This is a genomic window from Streptomyces sp. HNM0574, from assembly GCF_012726235.1.
Classification (GTDB): domain Bacteria; phylum Actinomycetota; class Actinomycetes; order Streptomycetales; family Streptomycetaceae; genus Streptomyces.
The window spans coordinates 99,197-125,475 of record NZ_JAASAH010000010.1 but is presented as its reverse complement, the minus strand read 5'-3'; the positions used below and the strand labels follow the sequence as shown (position 1 = coordinate 125,475).

At 73.2% G+C, this 26,279-nt stretch carries 22 protein-coding genes and 1 riboswitch; of the genes, 14 read left to right on the top strand and 8 right to left on the bottom strand.

What is annotated here, in order from left to right:
- Positions 1-74 precede the first annotated feature (74 nt).
- The 3 genes from HCC30_RS18365 to nirD all read left to right on the top strand — a co-directional run bounded on the left by HCC30_RS18365 (position 75) and on the right by nirD (position 4,484).
- Complete coding sequence (locus HCC30_RS18365) at positions 75-1,391, top strand: FAD-dependent oxidoreductase (protein WP_169443676.1); 1,317 nt, start codon at positions 75-77, stop codon at positions 1,389-1,391.
- Between the two features lie 115 nt (positions 1,392-1,506).
- Entirely contained in the window at positions 1,507-4,098 is a 2,592-nt protein-coding gene (nirB, locus tag HCC30_RS18360; protein WP_240979707.1) for a nitrite reductase large subunit NirB, read from the top strand.
- Complete coding sequence (gene nirD, locus HCC30_RS18355; protein WP_169443674.1) at positions 4,095-4,484, top strand: nitrite reductase small subunit NirD; 390 nt, start codon at positions 4,095-4,097, stop codon at positions 4,482-4,484. The genes nirB and nirD overlap by 4 nt, the downstream gene beginning before the upstream one ends.
- On the opposite strand, the gene HCC30_RS18350 is transcribed toward nirD, so the two are convergent.
- Entirely contained in the window at positions 4,481-4,921 is a 441-nt protein-coding gene (locus tag HCC30_RS18350; protein ID WP_169443673.1) for a MarR family winged helix-turn-helix transcriptional regulator, read from the bottom strand. The genes nirD and HCC30_RS18350 overlap by 4 nt on opposite strands.
- A gap of 202 nt (positions 4,922-5,123) precedes the next feature.
- Between HCC30_RS18350 and HCC30_RS18345 the strand changes: the two genes are divergently transcribed.
- The 9 genes from HCC30_RS18345 to HCC30_RS18305 all read left to right on the top strand — a co-directional run bounded on the left by HCC30_RS18345 (position 5,124) and on the right by HCC30_RS18305 (position 13,885).
- On the top strand, positions 5,124-5,882 hold the full coding sequence (locus HCC30_RS18345) for a CoA transferase subunit A (RefSeq protein ID WP_169443672.1): 759 nt from the start codon (positions 5,124-5,126) through the stop codon (positions 5,880-5,882).
- A complete protein-coding gene (locus HCC30_RS18340; RefSeq protein ID WP_169443671.1) occupies positions 5,879-6,541 on the top strand; it encodes a CoA transferase subunit B in 663 nt (220 codons plus the stop codon). The genes HCC30_RS18345 and HCC30_RS18340 overlap by 4 nt, the downstream gene beginning before the upstream one ends.
- A 13-nt stretch (positions 6,542-6,554) precedes the next feature.
- Positions 6,555-7,301: a protocatechuate 3,4-dioxygenase subunit beta gene (gene pcaH / locus HCC30_RS18335; protein WP_169443670.1), complete on the top strand. Its 747-nt coding sequence runs from the start codon at positions 6,555-6,557 to the stop codon at positions 7,299-7,301.
- Positions 7,298-7,903, top strand: a complete 606-nt coding sequence (gene pcaG / locus HCC30_RS18330; RefSeq protein WP_169443669.1) for a protocatechuate 3,4-dioxygenase subunit alpha — start codon at positions 7,298-7,300, stop codon at positions 7,901-7,903. Before pcaH ends, pcaG begins: the two co-directional genes overlap by 4 nt.
- On the top strand, positions 7,890-9,335 hold the full coding sequence (pcaB, locus tag HCC30_RS18325) for a 3-carboxy-cis,cis-muconate cycloisomerase (protein WP_240979691.1): 1,446 nt from the start codon (positions 7,890-7,892) through the stop codon (positions 9,333-9,335). The genes pcaG and pcaB overlap by 14 nt, the downstream gene beginning before the upstream one ends.
- 48 nt (positions 9,336-9,383) lie before the next feature.
- Entirely contained in the window at positions 9,384-10,205 is an 822-nt protein-coding gene (gene pcaD, locus HCC30_RS18320) for a 3-oxoadipate enol-lactonase (RefSeq protein WP_169443668.1), read from the top strand.
- Positions 10,206-10,268: 63 nt separating this feature from the next.
- The gene (locus tag HCC30_RS18315) at positions 10,269-11,186 is read left to right on the top strand and encodes an oxidoreductase (protein WP_169443667.1); all 918 of its coding nucleotides are present in this window, start codon (positions 10,269-10,271) and stop codon (positions 11,184-11,186) included.
- 161 nt (positions 11,187-11,347) lie between these two features.
- The gene (locus HCC30_RS18310; RefSeq protein ID WP_169443666.1) at positions 11,348-12,082 is read left to right on the top strand and encodes a response regulator; all 735 of its coding nucleotides are present in this window, start codon (positions 11,348-11,350) and stop codon (positions 12,080-12,082) included.
- A gap of 436 nt (positions 12,083-12,518) precedes the next feature.
- A riboswitch (cyclic di-AMP (ydaO/yuaA leader) is annotated at positions 12,519-12,705 on the top strand.
- 7 nt (positions 12,706-12,712) lie between these two features.
- Positions 12,713-13,885: a transglycosylase family protein gene (locus tag HCC30_RS18305; RefSeq protein ID WP_169443665.1), complete on the top strand. Its 1,173-nt coding sequence runs from the start codon at positions 12,713-12,715 to the stop codon at positions 13,883-13,885.
- Between the two features lie 269 nt (positions 13,886-14,154).
- On the opposite strand, the gene ppdK is transcribed toward HCC30_RS18305, so the two are convergent.
- Together ppdK and HCC30_RS18295 are read right to left on the bottom strand one after the other, a co-directional pair.
- Positions 14,155-16,884: a pyruvate, phosphate dikinase gene (gene ppdK / locus HCC30_RS18300; protein WP_169443664.1), complete on the bottom strand. Its 2,730-nt coding sequence runs from the start codon at positions 16,882-16,884 to the stop codon at positions 14,155-14,157.
- Between the two features lie 604 nt (positions 16,885-17,488).
- Complete coding sequence (locus HCC30_RS18295; protein ID WP_206323991.1) at positions 17,489-18,217, bottom strand: TerD family protein; 729 nt, start codon at positions 18,215-18,217, stop codon at positions 17,489-17,491.
- Between the two features lie 420 nt (positions 18,218-18,637).
- Between HCC30_RS18295 and HCC30_RS18290 the strand changes: the two genes are divergently transcribed.
- Positions 18,638-19,942 (top strand): cytochrome P450, encoded by a 1,305-nt coding sequence (locus HCC30_RS18290; RefSeq protein ID WP_169443662.1) that lies wholly within the window; start codon positions 18,638-18,640, stop codon positions 19,940-19,942.
- Between the two features lie 45 nt (positions 19,943-19,987).
- Here HCC30_RS18290 and dgoD read toward each other — a convergent pair whose 3' ends face one another.
- The 4 genes from dgoD to HCC30_RS18270 are packed head-to-tail and all read right to left on the bottom strand — an operon-like array spanning position 19,988 to position 23,572.
- Positions 19,988-21,133 carry a galactonate dehydratase gene (gene dgoD / locus HCC30_RS18285; protein ID WP_169443661.1) on the bottom strand — a complete coding sequence of 382 codons (1,146 nt, stop codon included), beginning with the start codon at positions 21,131-21,133 and terminating at the stop codon, positions 19,988-19,990.
- Between the two features lie 47 nt (positions 21,134-21,180).
- The gene (locus HCC30_RS18280; protein WP_169443660.1) at positions 21,181-21,879 is read right to left on the bottom strand and encodes a bifunctional 4-hydroxy-2-oxoglutarate aldolase/2-dehydro-3-deoxy-phosphogluconate aldolase; all 699 of its coding nucleotides are present in this window, start codon (positions 21,877-21,879) and stop codon (positions 21,181-21,183) included.
- Positions 21,867-22,613, bottom strand: a complete 747-nt coding sequence (locus tag HCC30_RS18275; protein ID WP_169443659.1) for an IclR family transcriptional regulator — start codon at positions 22,611-22,613, stop codon at positions 21,867-21,869. The genes HCC30_RS18280 and HCC30_RS18275 overlap by 13 nt, the downstream gene beginning before the upstream one ends.
- A gap of 2 nt (positions 22,614-22,615) precedes the next feature.
- A complete protein-coding gene (locus HCC30_RS18270; RefSeq protein WP_346776680.1) occupies positions 22,616-23,572 on the bottom strand; it encodes a sugar kinase in 957 nt (318 codons plus the stop codon).
- A 238-nt stretch (positions 23,573-23,810) separates the two neighbouring features.
- Between HCC30_RS18270 and HCC30_RS18265 the strand changes: the two genes are divergently transcribed.
- Positions 23,811-25,106, top strand: a complete 1,296-nt coding sequence (locus tag HCC30_RS18265) for an MFS transporter (RefSeq protein ID WP_169443657.1) — start codon at positions 23,811-23,813, stop codon at positions 25,104-25,106.
- Positions 25,107-25,119: 13 nt separating this feature from the next.
- Here HCC30_RS18265 and dusB read toward each other — a convergent pair whose 3' ends face one another.
- On the bottom strand, positions 25,120-26,265 hold the full coding sequence (gene dusB, locus HCC30_RS18260; RefSeq protein ID WP_169443656.1) for a tRNA dihydrouridine synthase DusB: 1,146 nt from the start codon (positions 26,263-26,265) through the stop codon (positions 25,120-25,122).
- Positions 26,266-26,279 lie beyond the last annotated feature (14 nt).

The following is a 26,279-nucleotide window of genomic DNA, read 5'->3' as shown; positions in this document are numbered from 1 at the left end:
CGGTTGAGCGCGGCGTTCCGCGGGGGAAACGGACGTGATGCGGCCGGGTAACAGCGGCTCGGCAGGCTGCCGTCATGAACTCGGCAGAGCGCGTGGTGGTGATCGGCGGCGGCATGGCGGGCGCCCGGCTCGTCCAACGGCTCGCGGCGGCGGGCCCCGGCGTCCACGACGTCACCCTCGTCGGCGAGGAACCGCACGCGCCGTACACCAGGGTGCTGCTGGCCGAGGTGCTCGCCGGACGGTACCCGCCCGACGTGATCTCCCTGCCGCACCCGCCCGCCGTCCGCCGGCTGCCCGGCGTCCGCGCCGTGCGGATCGACCGCGCACGGCGTGAGGTGGAGTGCGACGACGGCGGCGTACTCGCGTACGACCGGCTCGTCCTGGCGACGGGCGCGAACCCCGTACTGCCGCCGCTGCGCGGCCTGTTCCCCACCGGCGGGGGGCAACTGCCCGGCGGGGTGCACCCGTTCCGCACGCTGGACGACTGCCTGGCGCTGGACGCCGCCGTCCGGGACGGGGAAGCCGCGGGGCGCGACGGCGGTACCGGCGGCAACGGCGCCGTGGTGATCGGCGGCGGGCTGCTGGGCGTGTCGGCGGCGCGGGCGCTCGCCGCGCGGGGTGTGCGGACCGTGCTGGCGCACCAGGGCGAACGGCTGATGGAGGGCCAACTCGACGACGGCGCCTCGGTGTTGCTGCGGCACCATCTGGAGGGCCTCGGCGTCGAGGTGCACACGGAGTGCCGGGTGCGGGGACTGCGCACCACTCCGGCCGGCGCGGTGCGCGCCGTCGAACTCGCGGACGGCTACGTCCTGGACGCCGGTCTGGTGGTGCTCGCCTGCGGCGTGCGCCCCCGGACCGGGCTCGCCGCCGAGGCGGGGCTCACGGTCGCGCGCGGCGTCGTCGTCGACGATGAGCTGCGCACCAGCGACCCGCGCATCCACGCCGTCGGCGACTGCGCGGAGCACGCCGGGACGGTGTACGGACTCGCCGGGCCCGCGCTGGAACAGGCCGACGCCCTCGCCCGCGTGCTGTCGGCGCGCCACGGGGACTCCGCACGCCCGCCCGGCTACCCGGGCACCAGGGCACTGACCCGGCTGACGCTGGCACCCCCGCCGCACCCCGGCGCACCGGACGGTTCGGACGTCCAGGACCCGCTCGACATCGCCTCGTTCGGGGTGACCACCCCGCTGCCCGAGGACGACGTCATCCGGTTCACCGACGCGACCCGGGGCGTGCACCGGCAGGCCGTGGTGCGCGGCGACCGGCTCGTCGGCGGGGTGCTCCTCGGCGACCTCGGCGGGGTCGGCGCGCTCGCCACGGCCTGGGAGGCGGACGAGCCGCTGCCCGACACCCCACTGCTCCACCTGCTGACCGACGACGGAGGCTCCTGACATGCCGAGCACGACCACGAAAACGGCCGACTCCCCGACCACGGAGGCGACTTCGCGGCACCCGCACCGCGCGGACGGCGACGGCACGCCCACGGTGCTGCTCGTCGGGCACGGAATGGTGGGCCAGCGCTTCCTGGAGGCGCTCGCAGCGCAGGGCGTCACCGAGCGGGCGCGGGTGGTCGTGCTGTGCGAGGAGCCCCGGCCCGCGTACGACCGCGTGCAGTTGACCTCGTACTTCTCCGGTACCACCCCGGAGGGGCTGGCGCTGGCCGAGGAGGGGTTCCTGGCGCGGCACGGCATCGAACTGCACCTCGGTGACCCGGCCGTCGACGTCGACCGTGCGGCGCGCACCGTCACCGCGCGCTCCGGCGCCGTGCACCGCTACGACACCCTCGTCCTCGCCACCGGCTCCTACCCCTTCGTACCGCCCGTCCCCGGCAGCGACAGCACGGGCTGTTTCGTCTACCGCACGATCGAGGACGTGCTCGCCATCGAGGACTACGCGCGCGGCGCCCGTACCGGCGTCGTGGTGGGCGGCGGGCTGCTCGGGCTGGAGGCCGCCGGAGCCCTTCAGGGGCTCGGACTGGCCACGCACGTCGTGGAGTTCAACCCGCGGCTGATGGCACTCCAGGTGGACGAGGGCGGCGGCGCCGCGCTCCGGCGCACGCTGGAGGGGCGGGAGCTGACGGTGCACACCGGCGCGGCGGGCAAGGAGATCCGCACCGGCCCGGACGGCGCGGTGACCGGGATGCTGCTGTCCGACGGCGAGGAACTCGCCACCGACATGGTGGTCTTCTCCGCCGGTGTCCGCGCGCGCGACCAGCTGGCCCGCGCGTGCGGGCTGGCCACCGGCGAGCGCGGCGGCGTCGCCGTCGACGCGTACTGCCGCACGGACGACCCGCGGGTGTACGCGATCGGCGAGTGCGCCAGGGCGGCGGACGGCACCGTGTACGGGCTGGTCGCGCCGGGCTACGAGATGGCCGAGACGGCGGCCCGCGCGATCGCGGAGCAGACGCCCGGCGCCCAGGTCACCGGCGGGCGGCGGACGTTCACCGGCGCCGACACCTCCACGAAGCTCAAGCTGCTCGGCGTCGACGTCGCCTCCTTCGGCGACGCGCACGGCACCGCCGAGGGCGCGCTCGACGTCGTCTACTCCGACTCCCGCGCCGGCGTCTACAAGAAGCTCGTCGTGGGCCCGGACGGGACCCTGCTCGGCGGTGTCCTGGTGGGGGACGCGGAGGCGTACGGGATGCTGCGGCCGCTGACCGGTTCGGTGCCGCCCGCGCCGCCCGAGTCGCTGGTGCTGCCCGCGGGCGCGGGCGCCCCCGCGGCGCTGGGCCCGGCCGCGCTGCCGGACGAGGCGGTGGTGTGCAACTGCCACGGCGTGGACGCGGGCGCGGTGCGCGCCGCGCTCGGGGAGCACGGCTGCGCGGACGTGCCCGCGGTGAAGCGGTGCACCAAGGCCGGTACGGGCTGCGGCAGTTGCGTGAAGCTGCTGGGACAGCTGGTGGACGCCGAGCTGGAGGCCGGCGGCGTCACCGTCGACAAGGGGCTGTGCGGCTGCTTCTCGCACACCCGCGCCGAGCTGTACGAGATCGTGCGCGCCCTGCGCGTCACCTCCTTCACCGCCCTGGTCGACGGGCACGGGCGGGAGGCGGCGCGGGGCGAGGACGGCTGCGAGGTGTGCAAGCCGGTCGTCGCCTCCATCCTCGCCTCGCTCGCCCCGTCCATCGGCGCGGAGGGGCACGTCCTGGCCGGAGAGCAGGCCGCGCTCCAGGACACCAACGACCACTTCCTCGCCAACATCCAGCGCAACGGCTCCTATTCGGTCGTCCCCCGCATCCCCGGGGGCGAGATCACGCCGCAGAAACTCATCACCATCGGTGAGGTGGCCCGCGACTTCGGCCTCTACACGAAGGTGACGGGCGGCCAGCGGATCGACCTGTTCGGCGCGCGCGTCGACCAGCTCCCGGAGATCTGGGGGCGGCTGGTCGAGGCGGGCTTCGAGTCGGGGCACGCGTACGGGAAGGCGCTGCGCACGGTGAAGTCCTGCGTGGGGCAGACCTGGTGCCGCTACGGCGTGCAGGACAGCGTCCGCATGGCCATCCGGCTGGAGCTGCGGTACCGGGGGCTCCGCTCGCCGCACAAGCTCAAGTCGGCGGTCTCCGGCTGCGCCAGGGAGTGCGCGGAGGCGATGGGCAAGGACTTCGGCGTCATCGCCACCTCCACCGGCTGGAACCTGTACGTCGGCGGCAACGGCGGCGCCACCCCGCGCCACGCGGACCTGCTCGCGCAGGACCTGGACGACGAGCGGCTGATCCAACTGACCGACAGGTTCCTGATGTTCTACATCCGCACCGCCGACCGTCTGGAGCGCACCTCCGCCTGGCTGGAACGCATCGACGGCGGACTGGAGCACGTACGGGACGTCGTCGTGCACGACTCACTCGGCATCGGCGACGAATTGGAGGCGCTGATGGCCGCGCATGTGACGCACTACCGCGACGAGTGGGCCGAAACGCTCGCGGACCCCGCGAAGCTGAGCCGCTTCGTTTCCTTCGTCAACGCCCCCGGCACCCCGGACCCGTCGGTGCGCTTCGTCGCCGAACGGGAGCAGATCCGCCCCGACCTGACGCTCCTCTCCGGCCCCGACATCCCCGTCCGCACCGGCACGGCCCCCGCTCTGGAAGGGAGCACCGCACGATGACCCTCGCCCCCGAACCCACCACCACAGGACGGGACACCGCCGTGGTCGAAGTACGCCTGGCGGACGGCTGGTTCGGGGTGTGCCCCCGCTCGGCCCTGGTCCCGGGACGCGGGGTGGCCGTGCTGCTGCCCGACGGCACGCAGGCCGCGGTCTTCACCGACCGCGCGGGCCACCCGTACGCGGTCGGCAACCGTGACCCGTTCACCGGTGCCTACGTCCTCTCCCGCGGCCTCCTCGGCACCGCCGACGGCACCCCCTTCGTCTCCTCCCCCCTGCTGAAACAGCGCTTCGCCCTGACCACGGGCCACTGCCTCGACGACCCGGAGGTCACCGTCCCGGCCTACACCTGCCGGACCACGCCGGGGCACGGGCCGGAGGACGGCTAGCCCCGCAGCTCCTCCGCCGCCTCGGCGACGCGGGCGAGGAGGCGGAGGAGCGTCTCCTGTTCGGCCTCGTCGAGGGGGGTGAGGAAGACGCGGTTCATGCGGACGGTGCGGGCGGCGAGTTTCCGGTGCAGGGCCGCGCCCTCGTCCGTCAGTTTGAGGACGTTCCGGCGGCCGTCCTCCGGGTCGCGGACCCGGCGGACCAGGCCGCGCCGGCCGAGCCGGGCGACCAGGTCGGCGATGGTGGAGCGGTCGAGGTGGACGTGCTCGCTCAGGGTGCGCTGGTCTATGTCGGGCTTCTCGGCGAGCGCGTTGAGCACCGCGAACTGCGGGGACGTGGTCTCCTCCGAGACCATCGCGCCCCACAGCAGCGTGTGCGCCTGCTGGAGCCGCCGGGCCAGATGCCCGGGGTGCGTGTTCAGGTCGACCGCCGGTACCACCCGGGCCTCCTCGTGTGCCGCGCCGTTTCCGTACGTGTACTGACGGGATTCTCACCGCCCGCCGCGCCTCTGTCGAGCCGGACCCCGTGAACTCCCGCACTGGTGAGGGGTATTGACGACGCTCGGCGGCGGCTGGCAGCGTACCCGGCACCTCGGCGGATCGTCAGTGCACTGAGCATGTTGCAGGGAAGAGGGCGGGCGGATGGACAAGGTGGTGGCCACGGCCGGGGAGGCGGTGGCGGACGTTCCGGACGGGGCATCGTTCGCGGTGGGCGGCTTCGGCCTGAGCGGGGTCCCGGACGTCCTCATCCAGGCCGTGCACGACGCGGGACCCACGGGGCTCTCGGTGGTCTCCAACAACTGCGGCGCACTGGACTCGGGGCTCGCGCTGCTGCTCTCGGCCGGCCGGATCAGCCGGGTGACCGGCAGCTACGTCGGCGGGAACAAGGAGTTCGCGCGGCAGTACCTCGGCGGCGAGCTGGAACTCGAACTCATACCGCAGGGCACCCTCGCCGAGCGCCTCCGCGCCGGCGGCTGCGGCATCCCCGCCTTCTACACCCCGGCGGGCGTCGGCACCCAGGTCGCCGACGGCGGACTGCCCTGGCGGTACGCCGGGGACGGCAGCGTCGCGGTGGCCTCCCCGCCCAAGGAGGTGCGGGAGTTCGACGGGCGGGAGTACGTGCTGGAGCGGGCCCTCACCACCGACTACGCGCTGGTCCGCGCCGCGCGCGGCGACCGGCACGGCAACCTCGTCTTCGCCAAGTCCGCCCGCAACTTCAACCCGCTGGCCGCGATGGCGGGCCGGGTGACCATCGCCGAGGTCGAGGAACTCGTCGAGCCGGGCGCGCTCGACCCGGACTCCGTGCACCTGCCGGGGATCTTCGTCCAGCGGGTGCTGGCGCTCACCCCGGAGCAGGCGGCGGACAAGCGGATCGAGCAGCGGACGGTGCGGACCCGATGACCTGGAACGAGCAGCAGATGGCGGCCCGCGCGGCGGCCGAACTCCCCGACGGCGGCTACGTGAACCTCGGCATCGGACTGCCGACCCTCATCCCCGGCCACCTGCCGGAGGACGTGCACGTCGTACTGGAGTCGGAGAACGGAATCCTCGGCGTGGGCCCGTACCCGACCGAGGACGAGGTCGACCCGGATCTGGTGAACGCGGGCAAGGAGACGGTCACCGTCCTGCCCGGCGCCTCCTTCTTCGACTCCGCGCTCTCCTTCGGGATGATCCGCGGCGGGCACATCGACGCCGCCGTGCTCGGCGCCATGCAGGTCTCGGCCCGCGGCGACCTCGCCAACTGGGCCGTGCCCGGCCGGATGATCAAGGGAATCGGCGGCGCGATGGACCTGGTGCACGGCGCGCGGCGGGTCCTCGTCCTGATGCGGCACACCGCCAGGGACGGCACCCCGAAGATCGTCGAGGAGTGCGGCCTGCCACTCACCGGCAAGGGCTGCGTCGACCGCGTCATCACCGACCTCGGCGTCCTGGACGTCACCGCGGACGGGCTCGTCCTCGTCGAGACCGCGCCCGGCGTCACCGCCGAGGACGTCAGGCGGCACACCGCCGCACCCGTCCGTGCGGCCGGCGACCCGTCACGGGCCACCGCCGGGCAGTGACAGGAGTGGAGACATGCCCCTCACCCAGCAGGACCTCGACCGCGAGATCGCCGCGGCCCGCGCGGACGCGCCCCCGTCCCCCCACCCTCCCCGCGACTACCCGCCCTACCGCAGCAGCGCCCTGCGCCACCCGCACCGGGCACCCGTCGTCGTACGGGGCGACGACCCCGACCTGGTCGAGCTGCACACCCCGGTCTTCGGCCCGGCCGACGTGACCGAGCTCGACAGCGACCTCACCCGGCAGCACCGGGGCGAGCCGCTCGGCGAACGCATCACCGTCTCGGGCCGCGTCCTCGACTCCCGGGGGCGGCCCGTGCGCGGCCAGCTGATCGAGCTGTGGCAGGCCAACGCCTCCGGGCGCTACGCGCACCGGCGCGACCGGCACCCGGCGCCGCTGGACCCGAACTTCACCGGCCTCGGACGCGCCCTGACCGGCGACGACGGCGGCTACCGCTTCACCACCGTCAAACCGGGCGCCTACCCCTGGCGCAACCACGAGAACGCCTGGCGGCCGGCGCACCTGCACTTCTCGCTGTTCGGCACGGCGTTCGCCCAACGCCTCGTCACGCAGATGTACTTCCCCGGCGACCCGCTCCTGGCGTACGACCCGATCCTCCAGTCCGTGCCGGAGGCCGCCGCGCGGGAGCGGCTCGTCGCCGCCTGGGACCACGGCCTCACGGTGCCCGAGTTCTCCCTCGGCTACCGCTGGGACATCGTGCTCGACGGCCCGTCCGCCACCTGGACCGAGGAGGGCCGATGACGTCGCTGCCGCCGACCCCGTCGCACACCGTCGGCCCGTTCTACGGCTACGCGCTCCCCTTCCCCGGCGGCGGCGAGCCCGCCCCGCCCTGCCACCCGGACACCGTCACCGTGCACGGGTACGTGTACGACGGCGCGGGCGAGCCCGTGCCCGACGCGCTGCTCGAACTGTGGCAGGCGGGCCCGGAGGGCGAGATCCCCGGAGCGCCCGGCTCGCTGCGCCGGGACCCGGCGACCGGCCGCCATCCCGGCCGCGACGGCGTCGAGTTCACCGGTTTCGGCCGCGTCGCCACCGGCGCCGACGGCCACTGGGCGTTCCGCACCCTGGTGCCGGGGGCGCGCGGCGGGCACGCCCCGTACCTCTCCCTCTGCCTGTTCGCGCGCGGCCTGCTGCACCACCTCTTCACCCGGGTGTACCTCCCCGACCTGCCGGGACAGGGCAGCGCACAGGCCGAGGCGCAGACCCGGGACCCGCTGCTCGCCTCGCTGGACGAGGAACGGCGCGGCACGCTGGTGGCGGCGGCCGAGCCCCGCACCGGCACGTTCCGCTTCGACATCCGGATACAGGGCGAGAAGGAGACGGTCTTCCTTGACTTCCACTGACACCGGCCAGGAGGACAGGGACGGCTCCGGCATCACCGACGCCGGCCTGCTGGCCCCCGTCCGCGCCGGAAGCCGGGCCGAGGCGGACACCGGGGACACCGCGTTCCTCCAGGCCATGCTGGACGCCGAGGCCGCGCTGACCCGCGCCCAGGCCGGGCTCGGCCTCGCGCCGGACGAGGCGGCGCGCGCGGTCGGCGCCGCGGCCCGCACCGAACGGTTCGACCCGCGGAGCCTCGCGCTGCGCGGCCGCTCCGGCGGCAACCCCGTCATCCCGCTCGTCGCCGACCTGACCGAGGCCGTCGGGCCGGACGCCGCGCCGTACGTGCACCGGGGCGCCACCAGCCAGGACATCCTCGACAGCGCGCAGATGCTCGTCGCGGCCCGCACCCTCGACGGGCTGCTGCCCCAACTGGCCCGCACCGCGCGGGAACTGGCCGCGACGGCGGCCGGGCACCGGGACACCCCGCTGCCGGGCCGCACCCTGACCCAGCACGCCGTGCCCACCACCTTCGGCCTCAAGGCCGCGGGCTGGCGCAGCCTCGTCCTCGACGCGTACGACCGGCTGGCCGCCGTCCGCGCCGGGCTGCCGGCCCAACTCGGCGGCGCGGCGGGCACCTTGGCCGCCTTCGGGGCCCACGCCGAGGCCGACGGCGCGGCGGACTCCGGCGGGGGCACCGAGAGCGAGCACCCCGGGCTGCGGCTCGTCCCGCGCTACGCGCGCGAGCTCGGGCTCGCCGAACCGGCGCTGCCCTGGCACACCCTGCGCACCCCCGTCGCCGACCTCGCCTCGGCGCTGGCCTTCGCCTGCGGGGCGCTCGGCAAGTTCGCCGGCGACGTGCTCGTCCTCTCCCGCAGCGAGATCGGCGAGGTGGCGGAGGGCAGCGGCGGCGGCTCGTCCGCGATGCCGCACAAGAACAACCCGGTACGGGCGGCCCTCGTCGCGTCCGCGGCGCGCCAGGCACCCGCGCTCGCCGCCACCCTGCTCGGCTCGCTCTGCGCGGAGGACGAGCGCCCCGGCGGCGCCTGGCACGCGGAGTGGCAGCCGCTGCGCGAGCTGCTCCGGCTCACCGGCGGCGCGACGGAGGCGGCGGCCGGTCTCGCCGAGGGGCTGCGGGTCTTCCCGTACCGGATGCACGAGCACCTCGGGCTCACCGAGGGGCTGATCGTCAGCGAGCGGATCGCCGCGGCGCTCGGGCCGCTGCTCGGCCGGGCCCGCGCCGGGGAGCTGCTGTCGGCGGCGTGCCGGACGGCGGCCGAGGAGGGCATCACCCTCGACGAGGCGCTGGAGGAAGAGGAGCCGCGGCTGCGGGAGCTGCTGTCCAAGGAGCGGCTGCGGGAGCTCGCCGACCCGGCCGGATACACCGGCGCAGCCCCCGCGCTCACCGACCGCGCGCTCCGCCGCCTTCCCTTCACCCCGCCGCCGGAGGACTGAACTCCCCGGCGCCGCACCCCCGTTCACCCCGTCCCGGAGAGACCCGCCATGCCCCCTGCCGCTTCCGCCGCCGGTCCCGCGCCGCTGCTCCAGCACCGGCTGGACGGTCCGGCCGACGGTGTCCCGCTCGTCCTCGGGCCCTCGCTCGGCACCTCGCTCCGCCTGTGGGAGCCCCAGCTGGCGGCCCTCACCCGGGAGCACCGCGTCCTGCGCTGGGATCTGCCCGGGCACGGCGGCTCCCCCGCGCACCTGCTCCCGCAGGACGGCACCGCCGAGGTCGGCACCCTCGCCGGCCTGGTGCTCCGGCTGGCCGACGCGCAGGGCTGGGACCGGTTCGCGTACGCGGGCGTCTCGCTGGGCGGCGCCGTGGGGCTGGAGCTGGCGGACCGTCACCCGGAGCGGCTCACGGCGCTCGCCGTCGTCTGCTCCTCCGCACGCTTCGGCGACCCGGACACCTGGCGGGGCCGCGCCAGGAAGGTGCGGGAGGAGGGGACGGAGTCGATGGTGAGCAGCCGTCCCGGCGTCTGGTACGGGCAGGACTTCTCACGCTCGGCCGCCGCCGCCGAGCTCCTCGCGGACCTGCGGGCCGCCGACGACGCGGGCTACGCGGCCTGCTGCGACGCGCTCGCCGCCTTCGACCTGCGGGAACGCCTGCCGTACCTGGCCGTTCCCGTACTCGCCGTCGCCGGCCGCGAGGACCCGGCGACGCCGCCCGCGCACGCCCGCGAGATCGCCGACCGGGTGCCGGGCGCCGCACTGGTGGAGGTCCCGGGCGCCGCGCACCTCGCGAACGCCGAGCACCCGGAGCCCGTCACCGCGTCCCTCCTCACCCACCTCGCGGCCCACGCACGCGCGTCCCCGCGACGGTGAGGGCCACGGCGGCGGGCGCGCACTCCCTCGCGCCCGCGCCCCGCCGCGCATACCCTGTGCCGCATGGGCTGGACGGCGCGGAACATTCCCGACCAGAGCGGGCGTACCGCCGTGGTGACGGGGGCGAACAGTGGACTCGGATACGTCACGGCGCGGGAGCTGGCGCGGCGCGGCGCGCGGGTGGTGCTCGCCTGCCGCAGCACGCGGCGCGGCACCGAAGCGCGGGAGCGGCTGCTGCGTGAAGTGCCCGAGGCGCAGGCCGAGTTCCGGCAGCTGGACCTCGCGGACCTGGCCTCGGTCCGGGCCTTCGCCGAGGCGCTGCCGTCCGAGCGACTGGACCTGCTGGTCAACAACGCGGGCCTGATGGCCGTCCCGTACGCGCGGACGGTGGACGGCTTCGAGATGCAGTTCGGGGTGAACCATCTCGGGCATTTCGCCCTTACCGGTCTGCTGCTGGAGCGGCTGCTGGCCACCCCGGGCGCGCGCGTGGTGACGGTGTCGAGCCTGGCGCACGCCCTGTCGAACATCGACATGAACGACCTCAACAGCGAACGGAGCTACGGCCGCTGGCAGGCGTACGGCGCCTCGAAGACGGCCAACCTGCTCTTCGTCCGCGAACTCGCCCGCCGCGCCGACGCCAAGGGCCTCGACCTGCGGGCCACCGCGGCACACCCCGGCTACTCCTCGACCGAGCTCCAGACCAAGGGGCCCCGCCTGGAGGGCCGCCGCGGCAGCGAGCGGTTCATGCGGCTGGGCAACGCGCTGGTCGGCTCCTCCCCCGAACTCGGCGCGGCCCCCGTGCTGTACGCGGCGACGGCGGCCGGGGCGCGCAGCGACTCCTTCTCCGGGCCGCGCATCCTCGGCGTCCGCGGCGGCCCCGGGCCGTCCTGGCGCGCGCCGTGGACCCGGAACGACGTGGCGGCCGAACGGCTGTGGGGCGCGTCCGAGCATCTGACCGGCATCACCTTCAAGGAGCTCTGACCCTCCCCCGGCGCCCCCGGGCGGCCGTGTCCGCCACGGGCTCCCGGCTGACACCCCGGGGGCGCCCCGGGGTCCGGCCCCCGGGAGACGTGGGTCATAGTGGGTTCACCCGTTCCCCCGCCCCGTTACCGCCGGACACCCAGAGGAAGGCAGAGGCAGACGTGATCCGTGTTCTCGTCGTCGACGACGACTTCATGGTCGCCCGTCTGCACAGCACGCTGGTGGAACGCGTCCCCGGCTTCACCGTCGCGGGCGTCGCGCACAACGGCACCGAGGCGCTGGCCGCGGTACGGGAGCTGGCGCCCGACCTCGTCCTGCTGGACATCTACCTGCCGGACATTCCGGGCATCGAGGTGCTGCGCGAACTGCGCGGCGGCGCCACGGCGGAGGGCGGCGGGCCCGACGTCCTCGTCGTCACGGCCGCACGGGACACCGAGACGGTGCGGGGCGCGCAGCGCGGCGGCGCGGTGCAGTACATCATCAAGCCCTTCGAGGGGCAGCTGCTCCAGGACCGGCTGCGACGGTACGCGGAGGAGCGGCGCGAGCTGGACTCCCTGACGGCGCCGGACCAGGACGACGTCGACCGTCTCTTCGGCGGCACCCGCGAACCCGGGACCGCCGCGCAGCCCACCACCGCCCCCGAGAGCGCGGCCCTCCCCAAAGGGCTCACGCCGCAGACGGCCGCGCTGGTGCGGGGCACCCTGGAGCGCAGCGAGGACGGCGAGGGGCTCTCGGCCTCCGAGTGCGCGGAGCGCAGCGGCATCTCCCGGGTGAGCGCCCGGCGTTACCTGGAGTACTTCGTCAGCCGGGGCAGCGCCCGGGTCACCCTGCGGTACGGCACCACGGGCCGGCCGGAGCGCCGCTACCACCCGGTGACCGCGACCGGGGACGCCTGACATGCCCGTTTTCGCATGAATTGCTGACGCCCTCACCAGGCGCCGCACGGCGACCAGTTGACAGGCTCACGACGGGCACGGGTGTCTGACGATGCTCCAACTCGCGCTCACGGCGACCACTTAGGGAAAAGTGGATCAGCGCAGTGGATCAATGAACGGGAATTCGATCTTCCCGAATCGCGTGAGTCACGACACAGGAATTCCGTGAGCGGCGTCACAGAGAAATGAGCGGCCCGGATGACGCCATATCAGATTGCCTGTTCAGCGGCCTTGTTTGAGTATTCATTCCGTTACCCGCATGTCCCGGTGTGATCTCTGCCAATCGGTCATACCCACCTTTTCTTTGTCCTCCGGATTTCCTTCTGATTAGTGTGCACTCGCCACCGCGGCGCCCCGCGGAGGTCCACTGCCGGGACGCCGAGTCCTGCCGCCCGGCCAGCGGAAAACACGAATCCCGTACGGCAGGAGTGGGGGAACCAGGTACGTGCCGTGCCCTGCGTCACACGCAGGAAGCGGCTTGGGGTGAAGCCATCCCGGACGCGGCGCAATTCGCGCCGCCAGGAATGGCCGGGCATCTCCAGCCCGAATCCGACAGCTCACCTCGCAGGCGTAGGAGAGGAAGACAGCTTTATGTCCCGACTCGGGCAGCAGCGCCGTCACGCCAACAACCGCACCGCACGCCGCATTTCGCGCGCCTCCCTCGTCCTGACCGTCGGCGGCGCGGGCATCGCCCTGCCGCTGATGGGCGCGGGCAGCGCCCAGGCGGCCTCCGTCGACACCTGGGACAAGGTCGCCCAGTGCGAGTCCGGCGGCGACTGGTCCATCAACACCGGCAACGGATTCTCCGGTGGCCTCCAGTTCACCCAGAGCACCTGGGCCGGCCACGGCGGCACCCAGTACGCGCCGAGCGCCGACCAGGCCACGAAGGACCAGCAGATCGCCGTCGCCGAGAAGGTCCTGGCCAGCCAGGGCCCGACCGCGTGGCCGAACTGCGGCCCCAAGGCCGGTCTGACGCAGAACAGCGGCTCGCCCGACGTCAACCCCGACGGCCAGGCGGACTCCGGCGCCCAGCAGGAGCAGGCCCCGGCGCCGAAGAAGGCGGAGCCCGAGCAGAAGCCCGCGCCGAAGCAGCAGGGCGGCACCACCACGTACAAGGTCGTGCGCGGGGACACCCTGGCCAAGATCGCCGACGCGGAGCACGTCGACGGCGGCTGGAAGAAGCTGTACGAGACCAACCGCGACACCGTCGGCGGCAACCCGGACGTCATCATCCCGGGCCAGAAGCTCTCGCTGTCCGCGAAGGCCGAGTCCGGCGTCGCGCCGCAGGGCGGCGCGGAGAAGACCGCGAAGACCGAGAAGCCCGCGAAGAAGGCCGCGCCGCGGCAGGAGAGCAACGCCTCCGGCTTCGTCGCCCCGGTCGACTCCGGCACGAGCACCCCGTACGGCGCCTCCGGCGGCAGCTGGTCCAGCGGCAGCCACACCGGTGTCGACTTCTCCGCCTCCTCCGGCACCCCGGTCAAGGCCGTGACCTCCGGCACCGTCGTCAACGCCGGCGACGGCGGCGCGTACGGCAACCAGGTCGTCATCCGGCACGACGACGGCAAGTTCAGCCAGTACGGCCACCTGACCTCGTCCTCCGTCCAGGTGGGCCAGAAGGTCGACGCCGGCGACCGCATCGGCCTGTCCGGCTCCACCGGCAACAGCACCGGCCCGCACCTGCACTTCGAGATCCGCACCGGCCCCGACTACGGCTCGGACATCGACCCGGTCCAGTACCTGAAGCAGAACGGCGTCGCCCTCTGACGAGGACCCCCGCCCACGCCGATGCCCGGCACCCCCTCGAAGGGGTGCCGGGCATCGGCCGTTCCCACGCCCCCGCGCGGGCCCGCCGGTAGGCGGAGCGGGCCGTCCGTACGCGCGGGGGCGTGGGCGTGTGAAGGGGGCGGCGCCTCCGCACAGGCACCGCCCCCTTTCCGGGATCCCGGACAGCGCCGCCGCCGTGAGGGTAGGGGTGCGGCGGCACGGCCCCGGAGGTGTGCGGCCCGGCCGGGGAGGACGGCCGGACCGGGGACTCAGCCCTGCGGCTTCGCCGCCGCGCGGCCCGACTCCAGCCGGGCGACGGGAATCCGGAACGGCGAGCAGGAGACGTAGTCCAGGCCCGCCTCGTGGAAGAAGTGCACCGAGTCCGGGTCACCGCCGTGCTCGCCGCAGACGCCGAGCTTCAGGTCGGGCCGGGTGGCCCGGCCGGCCTCGACGGCGTTCCGGACGAGCGAGCCGACGCCGTCCTTGTCGATCGTCTCGAACGGGGAGACACCGAAGATGCCCTTCTCCAGGTAGGCCGTGAAGAAGCTGGCCTCCACGTCGTCCCGGGAGAAGCCCCACACCGTCTGGGTGAGGTCGTTGGTGCCGAAGGAGAAGAAGTCGGCGGACTCGGCGATCTGTCCGGCCGTCAGCGCCGCGCGGGGCAGCTCGATCATGGTGCCGAGCGCGAGCTTCAGCTCCACCCCGTGCTGCTTCTCGACCTCCGCGATGACGCCCTCGGCCTCCTCGCGGACGATCTCCAGCTCCTGCACCGTGCCGACCAGCGGAATCATGATCTCGGCACGCGGGTCGCCGCCGGCCGCCTTGCGCTGGGCAGCGGCCTCGGCGATGGCCCGCACCTGCATGGTGAACAGGCCCGGGATGACGAGTCCGAGACGTACGCCGCGGAGGCCGAGCATCGGGTTCTGCTCGTGCAGCCGGTGCACGGCCTGGAGCAGCCGCAGGTCGTTCTCGTTGCCGTCCTTGCGGGACTCGGCGAGCGCGACGCGGACGGACAGCTCGGTGATGTCCGGCAGGAACTCGTGCAGCGGCGGGTCGAGCAGGCGCACCGTGACCGGCAGCCCGTCCATCGACTCGAACAGCTCGACGAAGTCGCCCTGCTGCAGGGGCAGCAGCGCGGACAGCGCCTGCTGCCGCTCCTCGGCGGTGTCGGCCAGGATCAGCCGCTCGACGAGTTCCCTGCGCTCACCCAGGAACATGTGCTCGGTACGGCAGAGGCCGATGCCCTGCGCCCCGAACCGGCGGGCGCGCGCGGCGTCCTCGGCGTTGTCGGCGTTGGCCCGTACGCGCAGGCGGCGCACGCCGTCCGCGTAGGACATGATCCGGTGCACGGCCTGGACCAGCTCGTCGGTCTCCCCGGCCTCGGGGCTCACCCGGCCCTCGAAGTACTCGACGACGGGGGACGGCACGACGGGCACCTCGCCCGCGTAGACCTTGCCGCTGGAGCCGTCGATGGAGACGACGTCGCCCTCCTCGACGACCGTGCCCTCGGAGGTGGTCATCCGGCGGCGCTTGGTGTCGACCTCCAGCTCCTCGGCACCGCACACACAGGTCTTGCCCATGCCGCGGGCGACGACGGCGGCGTGCGAGGTCTTGCCGCCGCGCGAGGTGAGGATGCCCTCGGCGGCGAGCATGCCGTCCAGGTCGTCCGGGTTGGTCTCCCGGCGGATGAGGATGACCTGCTCGCCGGAACGCGACCACTTGATCGCGGTGTACGAGTCGAAGACGGCCTTGCCGACGGCGGCGCCCGGCGAGGCGGCGATGCCCCAGCCGATCTGCGTGACGCCCGCGCCGCCGCCGTTGCTGTCGAAGCGGGGGAACATCAGCTGCGCGAGCTGGTTGCCGTTGACCCGCTGAAGGGCCTCGGCCTCGTCGATCAGCCCCTGGTCGACCAGCTGCGTGGCGATCCGGAAGGCAGCGGCGGCGGTGCGCTTGCCGACGCGAGTCTGCAGCATCCACAGCTTGCCGCGCTCGATGGTGAACTCGATGTCGCACAGGTCCTTGTAGTGCGTCTCAAGAGTTTCCATGATCCGCATCAGCTCGTCGTAGGACTTCTTGTCCAGCGACTCGAGCTCGGCGAGCGGCACGGTGTTGCGGATGCCGGCGACGACGTCCTCGCCCTGCGCGTTCTGCAAGTAGTCGCCGTACACGCCCTGCTGGCCGCTGGCCGGGTCACGGGTGAAGGCCACGCCGGTGCCGGAGTCGGGGCCGAGGTTACCGAAGACCATGGAGCAGATGTTGACCGCGGTGCCCAGGTCGTGCGGGATGCGCTCCTGGCGGCGGTACAGCTTGGCGCGGTCGCCGTTCCACGATTCGAAGACCGCGCGGACGGCGAGGTCCATCTGCTCGCGCGCGTCCTGCGGGAACTCCCGCCCGGTCTCCTTGAGCACCAGGGCCTTGAACTCCTCGACCAGGGAACGCAGATCGGCCGCGTCCAGCTCGACGTCGGTGGTGACGCCCTTGGTCTTCTTCGTCTCCTCTATGGCCTCCTCGAAGGGCTCGCCCTCGATGCCCAGCACGGTCTTGCCGAACATCTGGACCAGGCGGCGGTAGGAGTCCCAGGCGAAGCGCTCGTCACCGGAGATGGCCGCGAGCCCGTGCACGGACTCGTCGGAGAGGCCGATGTTGAGGACGGTGTCCATCATGCCCGGCATCGAGAACTTCGCCCCGGAACGGACGGACACCAGAAGCGGGTCGTCGGCCTGGCCGAGCTTCTTCCCCATCTTCCGCTCCAGCGCGGCGAGATGAGCGCTGACCTCGTCGCGCAGCTCGGCCGGCTCCGAACCGGAGTCGAGGTAGGTCTTGCACGCCTCGGTGGTGATGGTGAAACCGGGAGGAACCGGGAGACCGAGGTTGGTCATCTCGGCAAGGTTCGCGCCCTTGCCTCCCAGGAGATCCTTGAGCTCCTTGTTGCCTTCCGTGAAGTCGTAGACGAACTTCTGCTGTTCTGCGTTCACTGCGTTCTCTGCACGAACCGGCATGGGACTCGGCTCCTCGTGGACGGCTGCCCTGACGGCGGAGAACATACCCAGATCGAAGGGCCGCAGGGAGGTGCAGCAGCACGCCATGAGGCTGCAACCACCCGTCCGCCACGTGATCGAAAGTGACGGCTCCCGCCGCCATCCATGCGGCCCGCATTCAGAAGGCGAACCCAAGATCCGCAACAGTGCCGGGAGTTCGCTAAGAACTCGGACACCTGACACCCGGTGCCTTCGGAAAGTGAATCTAGGCTCGGTAAAGTTGCGCGTTGCTCGTTCGCTGCCCGGAGTTCACATTTGAGCGCTCATCTGAGCACACCTCTGATCAGGGTGGCGAGAATCACGCGCTCAGAATCCGGAGAATCCCAACATGCGGACAGTTGCGTGACGTTGAGGATTTGCGATCTCACTCAGAGTGCGCGATTTCGGCAGAGGCACCGGGTGCCGTGGCTGATACGCACCGGGCTCCCGGCGTCGGCCGCTCATGTGAGCCGGAACCGCCGTCCGGGGGCGCCCTGTTCGCGATCACGGGTGCGGGAGGCGGGCACACGAAACCGGGGCCCGGTGAGACCGGGCCCCGGAGAGGCGTCAGAGGTGCGGGCGCGGGTCAGCCGCGGGCCCTGCCCATGGTTTCGGTGAACTCGGCGGGTGCGACGTCGTATCCGCGGAGCGCGGGCTGGAACTCCCACACGCCGCCCTCGCCCCGCACGAACTCGGCGACGACCGCCGCCGTCGACTCCCCCACGCCGGCGAAGTCGTTCTCGGCCAGCTCGGTGATGCCGTCCAGCACCTTCACGCTGCTGCCCGTCACCTGGCCGAACGTCCGTCGGCCCTCGTCCTGCTGTATGGCGACGCCCACGACCACGCGGGCGTAGGTGTCGGCCAGGCGGTACAGCTCCAGGGTCATGGCCTCGTCGGCGCCGAAGCCCTGGCCGTTGCGGCTGTCCCGGTCGAGGGTGATGGTGCCGTCGGGCGCCCGGTTGTCGAAGTGGACAAGGTAGTCGGGGCTGCCGTACGGGTCGTCGGCGGTGTAGGTGGCGGCGACGATGTCGAGGTCGTTGTCCGGCTCACCGGAGGGACTGGGGTCCCACTTGAGGGTGACCTGGACCTTTTCGAGCCCCTTGGTGAATCCGCTCACGGACGAATCTCCCCCTTCTCGCGGACGTGCCCACGGACGTGGCCACTGGCGTTCCCGCGGCGTTTCCCGCGGGCTGTCCGCGCGCCTTCGTGCTGCTCGCGATTCCCCGCTGCCGGTCAGGCGCACGGTACGTGCGACGCCCAAGTGTACCGGCGCCAGGGCGAGTTGTGCCGGGGCGCGAGGGGCGTACGGGATCATGCGCGTACCCCCGGGCGCACGTTTTCGGCCCCGGCGGCCACCGGTCCGCCGTACCCGTACTTCCGGCGCGATCCGGCCGATTCCGCGCGGACGGGCCCTGTCGTCCTCGCGCCGTGCGGGAAACGGCAGAACAACGATCACGTCACGGTCGATCGGGGTGCGGGGCGGGGCCGTGGCCCGTGTACCCGCGTGACCGGGCCGTTGGCGCGGGGCCGCGCGGGTCCCCTAGGGGAGAGGGGCGTCCAGGGGTGGATGAGGAGCCCCGGCCTCTCCTGGTAAACAAGTGTTCCGCCCACCGCCCGTGGTAGGCAGGGGGACCAAACCACCAGCGAGGAGACGGCAGTTGATCGTCCAGCCCGTGCCCGACCGTACCCCGTGCGAGAACATCGCCGCGCCGGAGCGGAAGCGGGGAGTCCGTTGATGCGTACGCTCCGCAGCCGTCTCACGTCATGGATCGGTGGCGCCTATCTCGCGCGCCGGATGAAGCAGGGTGGCCAGGGCGGGATCGACGCCTCGACGCTCGCGCTGCTGCCCGAGGAGCTCCTCACCCACTTCCGGCGTGACGGCCTCGACCCCGAACCGCTCGGCGAGGACGACCGCGAGGGACCCGGCCTGCGCAAGGTCTCGCTCCCGCTCGGCCTCGACGCCTGGATCGTCACCGGCTACGACGAGGTACGCCAAGTCCTCGGCACCGTCGACGCATTCAGCAACGACTTCACCTCCTTCTCCGGCACGCCCGCCGCGCTGCGCAAGCACAACCCCGGCGGCCTCGGCTTCAGCGACCCGCCCGAGCACACCCGGCTGCGGCGCATCCTCACCCCGGAGTTCACCGTGCGGCGGCTGCGCAGGCTCCAGCCCCGCATCCAGGAGATCATCGACGAGCAGCTCGACGCGATGGAGGCGGCGGCCGACGCCGATCCCACCGCGCACATCGACCTCGTCTCCGCCTTCGCCTGGCCGATACCCTCGCTCACCATCTGCGAGCTGCTCGGCGTCCCGACCGAGGACCGGCACGAGTTCCAGCGGCTCAGCACCGACCGCTTCGACCTGCTCGCCGGGGTGGAGGCCGGGCTCGGCACCGTCTCGGACTCGCTGTCCTACCTGGAGGGCATCGTCGCCGAGCAGCGCCGCGACCCCGGGGACGGGCTGCTCGGCATGATCGTGCGGACGCACGGCGACGAGGTCAGCGACCACGAACTCCTCGGCCTCGCCGACGGCGTGCTCACCGGCGGCCTGGAGACCAGCGCCAGCATGCTCGCGCTCGGCTCCCTGATGCTGCTGCAGAACGGGACGGCGCACGAGCGGATGCGCGACGGGGACGCCGGGGACGTGGACGCCCTGGTGGAGGAGCTGCTGCGGCATCTGTCCGTGGTGCAGATGGCCTTCCCCCGTTTCGCGCGCCGGGACGTCGAGATCGGCGGGCGGCGGATAGCCAGCGGCGACATCGTGCTGTGCTCGCTGCTGCGCGCCGACCGGGACGAGGGCCTGGGCAAGGCGCTCGACGCGTTCGACCCGGAGCGCGGGAAGCTGCCGCACATGGCGTTCGGGCACGGCATCCACCGGTGCGTCGGCGCCGAGCTGGCCCGGATGGAACTGCGCGCGGCCTACCCGTCGTTGCTGCGGCGCTTCCCGGACATCCGGCTGGCCGTGCCGCAGAGCGAACTCTCCTTCCGCAAGCTGTCCATCGTGTACGGCATGGAGTCCATGCCGGTGACGCTCCGCTAGGGCGCGTCCCGCGCGTGGCTGCCCGCGCCCCGGCCGGGGCGCGGTTCACCACTCCGCGTGCGAACCGTCCTCGTGGCGCCAGACCGGGGAGCGCCAGCGGTGGCCCTTCTCGGCGGCGGCCGCGACGGCCTTCTCGTCGATCTCGATGCCGAGGCCGGGGCCGGTGAGCCGGGCCATGTGGCCGTCCCGGAAGTCGAAGACGGAGGCGTCGAGGAGGTAATCCTCCAGGTCGGAGCCGACGTTGTAGTGGATGCCGAGGCTGGTCTCCTGGATGAAGGCGTTCGGGCTGGCCAGGTCGACCTGGAGACAGGCGGCGAGCGCGATCGGGCCGAGCGGGCAGTGCGGCGCGAGGCCGACGCCGTACGTCTCGGCGGCCGCGGCGATGCGGCGGGTCTCGGAGATGCCGCCCGCGTGCGAGAGGTCGGGCTGCGCGACGGCGATGCCGGATTCGAGGACGGGCCGGAAATCCCAGCGGGAGTAGAGCCGTTCGCCGGTGGCGATGGGGACCGTCGTTCCCGAGCAGATGTCACCGAGGCGGTGGGAGAGCTCCGGGAGGACGGGCTCCTCGACGAACAGGGGGTGCAGCGGCTCGAGTTCGCGGCAGAGCTCGCGGGCGAGCGCCGGGGAGACGCGGCCGTGGAAGTCGACGGCGACGTCCCGTTCCGGGCCGATGACCTCGCGCACGGCGGCGACCCGGTCGACCACGGCCTGGACCTCGCGGCGCGATTCGAGCAGCCGCATCCGTCCGCCGACGTTCATCTTGACGGCGGTGTAGCCCTGTTCGAGGCGTGCGGTGGCGTGTTCGCGGGCCTCGCTGGGCTCGTCGCCGGCGATCCAGGCGTACATCCGCATCCGGTCCCGTACGGCGCCGCCCAGCAGGTCGTGCACCGGGACGCCGTGCAGTTTGCCCTTGATGTCCCACAGCGCCTGGTCGATGCCGGAGACGGCGCTGGAGAGGACGGGGCCGCCGCGGTAGAAGCCGCCCTTGGTCATGACCTGCCAGTGGTCCTCGATGCGCAGCGGGTCCTGGCCGACGAGGTGGTCGGCGAGTTCGTCGACGGCGGCGGCGACCGTGTGCGCCCGGCCCTCGACGACGGGCTCGCCCCAGCCGGTGATGCCCTCGTCGGTCTCGACCTTGAGGAACAGCCAGCGCGGCGCGACGAAGTACGTGGTCATCGAGGTGATCTGCAAGATTGCTCCTTCGGTCGGTCCGGCGGGCGGGGGCGGTGCGCGGTCGTTCAGGCGGCGGGTCCGTTCCGCGGTGCGGGGTGCGGGGCGGCGGCGCGGGCGGCGAGGACTTCGGCGAGGCGGTCGACCTGGGCCGGGTCCTCCAGCGCGGAGCCGACGGCGACGACGCGGGCGCCCGCGTCGAGGTAGGCGTCGGCGTTCGCCGCGTCGATGCCGCCGGTGGCGACGAACGGGACCCCGGGGAACGGGCCCTTCATGGCCCGGAACCAGCCGGTGCCGAGGACGGTGGCGGGGAACGCCTTGAGCCAGGTCAGGCCCAGCGCGCGGGCGTGCTGCACCTCGGTCGCGGTGGCCACGCCGGGGAGGTGGGGCATCCCCGCGGCGAGGGAGGCGCGCGCGACCTCCGCGTCGAGCCCCGGCGCGACGGTGAACGCGGCCCCGGCCTCGGCGGCCTGCGCCACCAGCTCGACGGAGGTGATCGTTCCGGCGCCGACGGCCCGGCCGCGCTCCGCGCCGGCCGCCACGACGGCCTCCAGGGAGCGGCGCGAGCGCGCGTCCTGCAACGGGACCTCGACACAGCCGAGCCCGAGATCCCAGGCCCGCCCGGCCAGCCGGACGCTGTGCTCCACCTCCATGCCGCGGAAGATCGCCATCATCGGCGAACCGGCGAACAGCGCGTCGAACGTGGGGTGTTCGGGCCCCTCGTCCTGGCTTCCGGGGTGTCCGGCGGGGGGTGTCAGGGGCGCCATCCCAGCTCCTTCGAGATCGTCGAGGTGGTGGCCAGCAGGTCGTCGAGGACGCCGGTGCGCAGCGCGTCCAGATCGGCCTTGACCTTGAGCGCGGTGACCGAGACGGCGGCGACGACCTCGCCCGTCGCGTCCCGCACGGGCGCGGCGACGCAGTTGACGTAGTCCTCGAACTCGCCGTCGTCCCGGGCCCATCCGCGCTCCAGGGCCTCGTCGAGGACCCTTTCGTACTCGGTGAGCGAGGTGTGGGTGTGTCCGGTGTGCGCGACGAAGTCGCAGTGGCCGAGCAGGCCGCGGGCCCGGTCGCGGTCGAGGTGGGACAGGATCGCCTTGGCCACGCCCGCCGTGTGCAGGGTGACGGGGCGGCCGATCTGCGAGTACAGCCGGACGGTGCCGACCGGCTCGACCTTGTCCGCGTACACGATGGAGTCGTCCTCCAGCACCGCCAGGTGCACGGTGTGCCCGCAGCTCTCGCCGAGCGCGCGCAGATGCGGGCTCGCGACCTCGCGCAGCCCGAACTGCTCGCGGGCCAGCTGGGCCATCCCGGCCAGCCGGTGGCCGAGCGCGTACTTGCCGTCCGGCAGCCGCCGGGCCAGGCCGCCCTCGACCAGCGGTTCCAGCAGGCGCAGCGCGGTGGAGCGGTGCACCCCGAGGTGTTCCCCGAGCTCCATCTGGCTGCGCGGGGCCTGGCTGAGGTGTTCGAGGATCTCGACAGCCCGGCGCACGGTCTGGGACATGGTCAGTGTTCTCCCGTCGGAGGTTCGTCGCGGTGCGGCGGCGGGCCCCGCTCCGCGGCGGGGACCGGGACGTAGTCGTCCAGGCTCCGCAGCGTACGGGCCGCCAGCCGGTGCCCGAGGAGCAGCCGTTCGCGGGAGGGCAGGCCGCGCAGCGCCCCCGAGAGATACCCGGCGGCGAACGCGTCCCCCGCGCCGACGGGTTCGACGACGTCCACGGCGGGCGCGGGCACGAAGACGGGCTCCGACGCGGAGGCGGGCACGGGGAACTCCGTGGCGCCGACCGCCCCGTCCTTGACGACGAGGGTGCCGCGCGGGCCGAGGTGTTCGCGCACCGCCTCGGCCGTCGTCGTGCCCCACAGCTCCTCGGCCTCGTCCCGGCCGACGAGCACCGTGTCGGCGCGCGCGGCGAGTTCGCGGAGCACCGGCGCGGCGCGGCCCGGTTCCCACAGCGCCGCGCGGTGGTTGACGTCGAAGGAGACGGGCACGCCGGCCTCGGCGGCGCGGGTGAGGAGGGTGTCGACCAGCTCGGCGCAACTGGCGGACAGGGCCGGGGTGATGCCGGTGAGGTGCAGCAGGCGCACGCCGTCCAGGGGCAGGGCGCGCGCGTCGGCGGCGGACATCCGGGAAGCGGCCGAGCCGCGCCGGTAGTAGTGCACCCGGGAGCCCTCGGGTGCGGGGTCCTTGAAGTAGCAGCCGGTGGGGGCCTGTTCGTCGTAGCCGACGAGGGTGGTGTCGACGCCGCTGCCGGCGAGCGCGGCGGCGACGCGGGCGCCGAACGGATCCCGGCCCAGCCTGCTCGCCCAGGCGGTGCGGTGCCCGAGGTCGCTCAGATACTGCGCGACCGTCGACTCGGCGCCGGCGACCCGCAGCCGCAGCAGCTCGGCCCGGGCCAGCGGGCCGCCGGACTCGGGCGCCATGAGCGCCATCGTCTCGCCGAGACAGATCACTTCAGGCGGCACGTCGCCCTCCTCGCGGCGGTGGAAACCGGTGTCGTCCGAACCGTTGACATCCGGATGCTCCGGCTGAAAGAACGGTAGCACATGCGCAACACGCGTGCGCATGTTGCAACACGCCATCGCTACGCCCTCCCGCCCGGTCCGCCCCACGAGGAGCCCGATGAGCCCAGCGGCGAGCACGCCCCCGTCCCCCGGTCCGCCCGCACATCCGGAATCGCAGCACCCCGCGCCCGCCCCGCCGATGAGCAGACGCAGCAGGCAGCGGCGTACCGCCGCGGCGAGCGTCGTCGGCTCGGTCCTGGAGTGGTACGACTTCTTCCTCTTCGGCGCCTCGGCCGCGATCGTCTTCCACAAGGTGTTCTTCCCGGACGTCTCCCAACTGGCCGGAACCCTCGCCTCGTTCGCCACCTTCGGCCTCGGCTTCGCCGTCCGCCCCATCGGCGGCCTGCTGCTCGCCCACCTCGGCGACAGGATCGGCCGCCGCCCCGTCCTGATCCTGACCGTGGTCCTGATGGGCGTCGGCACGCTGCTGATCGGCTTCCTGCCGACCTACGGGCAGATAGGCATCTGGGCGCCCGTGCTGCTGGTGTGCTGCCGGCTGCTCCAGGGGTTCGGCGTCGGCGCCGAACTCGGCGGCGCGTACGTGATGTCCAGCGAGGCGGCGGAGCCACGCAGACGCGGGTTCTACGCGGCGCTGCCCGGCGCGGGCGAGTTCATCGGCGTCGTCATCGCCTCCGGCGCCGTCGCCGCCGTCTCCTCGCTGCCCGAGGAGGACTTCCTCGGCTGGGGCTGGCGCATCCCGTTCCTGGCCAGCTTCCTCGTCGTGGTCGCGGCGCTGCTGATCCGGCGCGCGGCCCCGGAGACCGAGCAGTTCGAGGCCACCCGGGCCGGCGGGAAGCGGGAGAGGATGCCGGTGTGGACGGCGATCAGGAGCCGCCCGAGGACGATCTGCCTGCTCATCGGCACCGGCTGCGCGACGGCCATCGCCTCGTACTCGATCCAGGGCTATCTGCCGAGCTATCTCACCAACCAGCTGGACATGCCCGCCAACACCTCGGTGCTGGGCATCACCCTCGCGTCCGGTGTCTCGATCCTGACGATCCCGCTCGCGGGCGCGCTGTCCGACCGGATCGGGCGCCGGCCGGTGATGATCGGCGGCGGGGTGGCGATCGCGCTGTTCGCGTACCCGTTCTTCCTGCTCATCGACACGCGCCAGCCGTGGATCATCTATCTGGCGATCACCGTCGGCTTCGCCTTCATGCTCAACTCGGTGTTCGCGGTGACGGGTTCCTTCTACGCCGAGTCGCTGCCGACCGAAGTGCGGTACAGCGGGCTGGTGTTCGTCCGCGAGATCAACGGCGTGATCTTCGCGGGCACCGCGCCGTTCGTGGCGACCCTGCTGGTGAACGCGGGCGGCGACCGGCCCTGGTACCTGGCGGGTTACATGGCGCTCGCGGGCCTCGCCACCGCCGTGTGCACCTGGCTGCTCCCCGAGACCGCCCCGGCCAGAACGGGCACGGCGGACGAGGAGATATGAGCCGGCCGCCCGCTCAGCCGCCCGAGGTGTCCAGCTCCGCGTCGGCGCCGACGCCCGCGAAGTCGTACGGGTCGTCCAGCCAGCCGTCCGGCAGGACGACGCGGTCGCGCCCGGAGGTGCGGCCGCGCGGGCCGTCGGCGCCCTCGGGCCAGGGCTGGTCCAGGTCGAGCCCGTCCAGCAGCTCCGACAGCTCCGCCAGCGAGGACGAGACGGCCAGCCGCTTGCGCATCTCGGAGCCGACCGAGAAGCCCTTGGTGTACCAGGCCACATGCTTGCGGAAGTCGATGACGCCCCGCGCCTCGTCGCCCAGCCACTCCCCGAGCAGCGTCGCGTGCCGCACCATCGTGCGGGCGACCTCGCGCAGCGTCGGCCTGGCCCGCTCCTCGGAGCCCTCGAACGCCGCCACCAGATCGGCGAACAGCCACGGGCGGCCCAGGCAGCCGCGCCCGACGACGACGCCGTCGCAGCCGGTCTCGCGGACCATCCGCACCGCGTCGTCGGCGGACCAGATGTCGCCGTTGCCCAGCACCGGGATCTCCGGGACGGCCTCCTTCAGCCGCGCGATGGAGTCCCAGTCGGCCGTGCCGCTGTAGTGCTGCGCCGCGGTGCGCCCGTGCAGCGCGACGGCCGTGACCCCCTCGTCGACCGCGATCCGGCCGGCGTCCAGGAAGGTCTGGTGGTCGTCGTCGATGCCCTTGCGCATCTTGATCGTGACGGGCAGTCCGCCCGCGTTGCCCACGGCCTCGTGCAGGATCGCGCGCAGCAGCGGCCGCTTGTACGGCAGGGCCGAACCGCCGCCCTTGCGCGTCACCTTGGGCACGGGGCAGCCGAAGTTGAGGTCGATGTGGTCGGCGAGATCCTCGTCGACGATCATGCGGACGGCCTTGCCGACGGTGACCGGGTCGACGCCGTACAGCTGGATCGAGCGCGGGCGCTCCGTCTCGTCGAAGTGCACGAGCTGCATGGTCTTCTCGTTGCGCTCGACCAGGGCGCGCGTGGTGATCATCTCGCTGACGAACAGCCCCTTGCCGCCGGAGAACTCCCGGCACAGGGTCCGGAACGGGGCGTTGGTGATCCCCGCCATCGGTGCCAGGACCACGGGCGGCGTCACGGCGTGGGGTCCGATGGGCAGCGGACCGCCGGGGAGCAGTCGCGTCATGAGCGAGGCGTCCT

Excerpts from the sequence above, each read along its gene's own strand:
- HCC30_RS18365 (WP_169443676.1), top strand. The coding sequence starts at position 75 with ATGAACTCGGCAGAGCGCGTGGTGGTGATCGGCGGCGGCATGGCGGGC.
- nirB (WP_240979707.1), top strand. The coding sequence starts at position 1,507 with ATGGTGGGCCAGCGCTTCCTGGAGGCGCTCGCAGCGCAGGGCGTCACC.
- nirD (WP_169443674.1), top strand. The coding sequence starts at position 4,095 with ATGACCCTCGCCCCCGAACCCACCACCACAGGACGGGACACCGCCGTG.
- HCC30_RS18345 (WP_169443672.1), top strand. The coding sequence starts at position 5,124 with ATGGACAAGGTGGTGGCCACGGCCGGGGAGGCGGTGGCGGACGTTCCG.
- HCC30_RS18340 (WP_169443671.1), top strand. The coding sequence starts at position 5,879 with ATGACCTGGAACGAGCAGCAGATGGCGGCCCGCGCGGCGGCCGAACTC.
- pcaH (WP_169443670.1), top strand. The coding sequence starts at position 6,555 with ATGCCCCTCACCCAGCAGGACCTCGACCGCGAGATCGCCGCGGCCCGC.
- pcaG (WP_169443669.1), top strand. The coding sequence starts at position 7,298 with ATGACGTCGCTGCCGCCGACCCCGTCGCACACCGTCGGCCCGTTCTAC.
- pcaD (WP_169443668.1), top strand. The coding sequence starts at position 9,384 with ATGCCCCCTGCCGCTTCCGCCGCCGGTCCCGCGCCGCTGCTCCAGCAC.
- HCC30_RS18315 (WP_169443667.1), top strand. The coding sequence starts at position 10,269 with ATGGGCTGGACGGCGCGGAACATTCCCGACCAGAGCGGGCGTACCGCC.
- HCC30_RS18305 (WP_169443665.1), top strand. The coding sequence starts at position 12,713 with ATGTCCCGACTCGGGCAGCAGCGCCGTCACGCCAACAACCGCACCGCA.
- ppdK (WP_169443664.1), bottom strand. The coding sequence starts at position 16,884 with ATGCCGGTTCGTGCAGAGAACGCAGTGAACGCAGAACAGCAGAAGTTC.
- HCC30_RS18295 (WP_206323991.1), bottom strand. The coding sequence starts at position 18,217 with ATGATCCCGTACGCCCCTCGCGCCCCGGCACAACTCGCCCTGGCGCCG.
- HCC30_RS18290 (WP_169443662.1), top strand. The coding sequence starts at position 18,638 with ATGCGTACGCTCCGCAGCCGTCTCACGTCATGGATCGGTGGCGCCTAT.
- HCC30_RS18280 (WP_169443660.1), bottom strand. The coding sequence starts at position 21,879 with ATGGCGCCCCTGACACCCCCCGCCGGACACCCCGGAAGCCAGGACGAG.
- HCC30_RS18275 (WP_169443659.1), bottom strand. The coding sequence starts at position 22,613 with ATGTCCCAGACCGTGCGCCGGGCTGTCGAGATCCTCGAACACCTCAGC.
- HCC30_RS18265 (WP_169443657.1), top strand. The coding sequence starts at position 23,811 with ATGAGCAGACGCAGCAGGCAGCGGCGTACCGCCGCGGCGAGCGTCGTC.
- dusB (WP_169443656.1), bottom strand. The coding sequence starts at position 26,265 with ATGACGCGACTGCTCCCCGGCGGTCCGCTGCCCATCGGACCCCACGCC.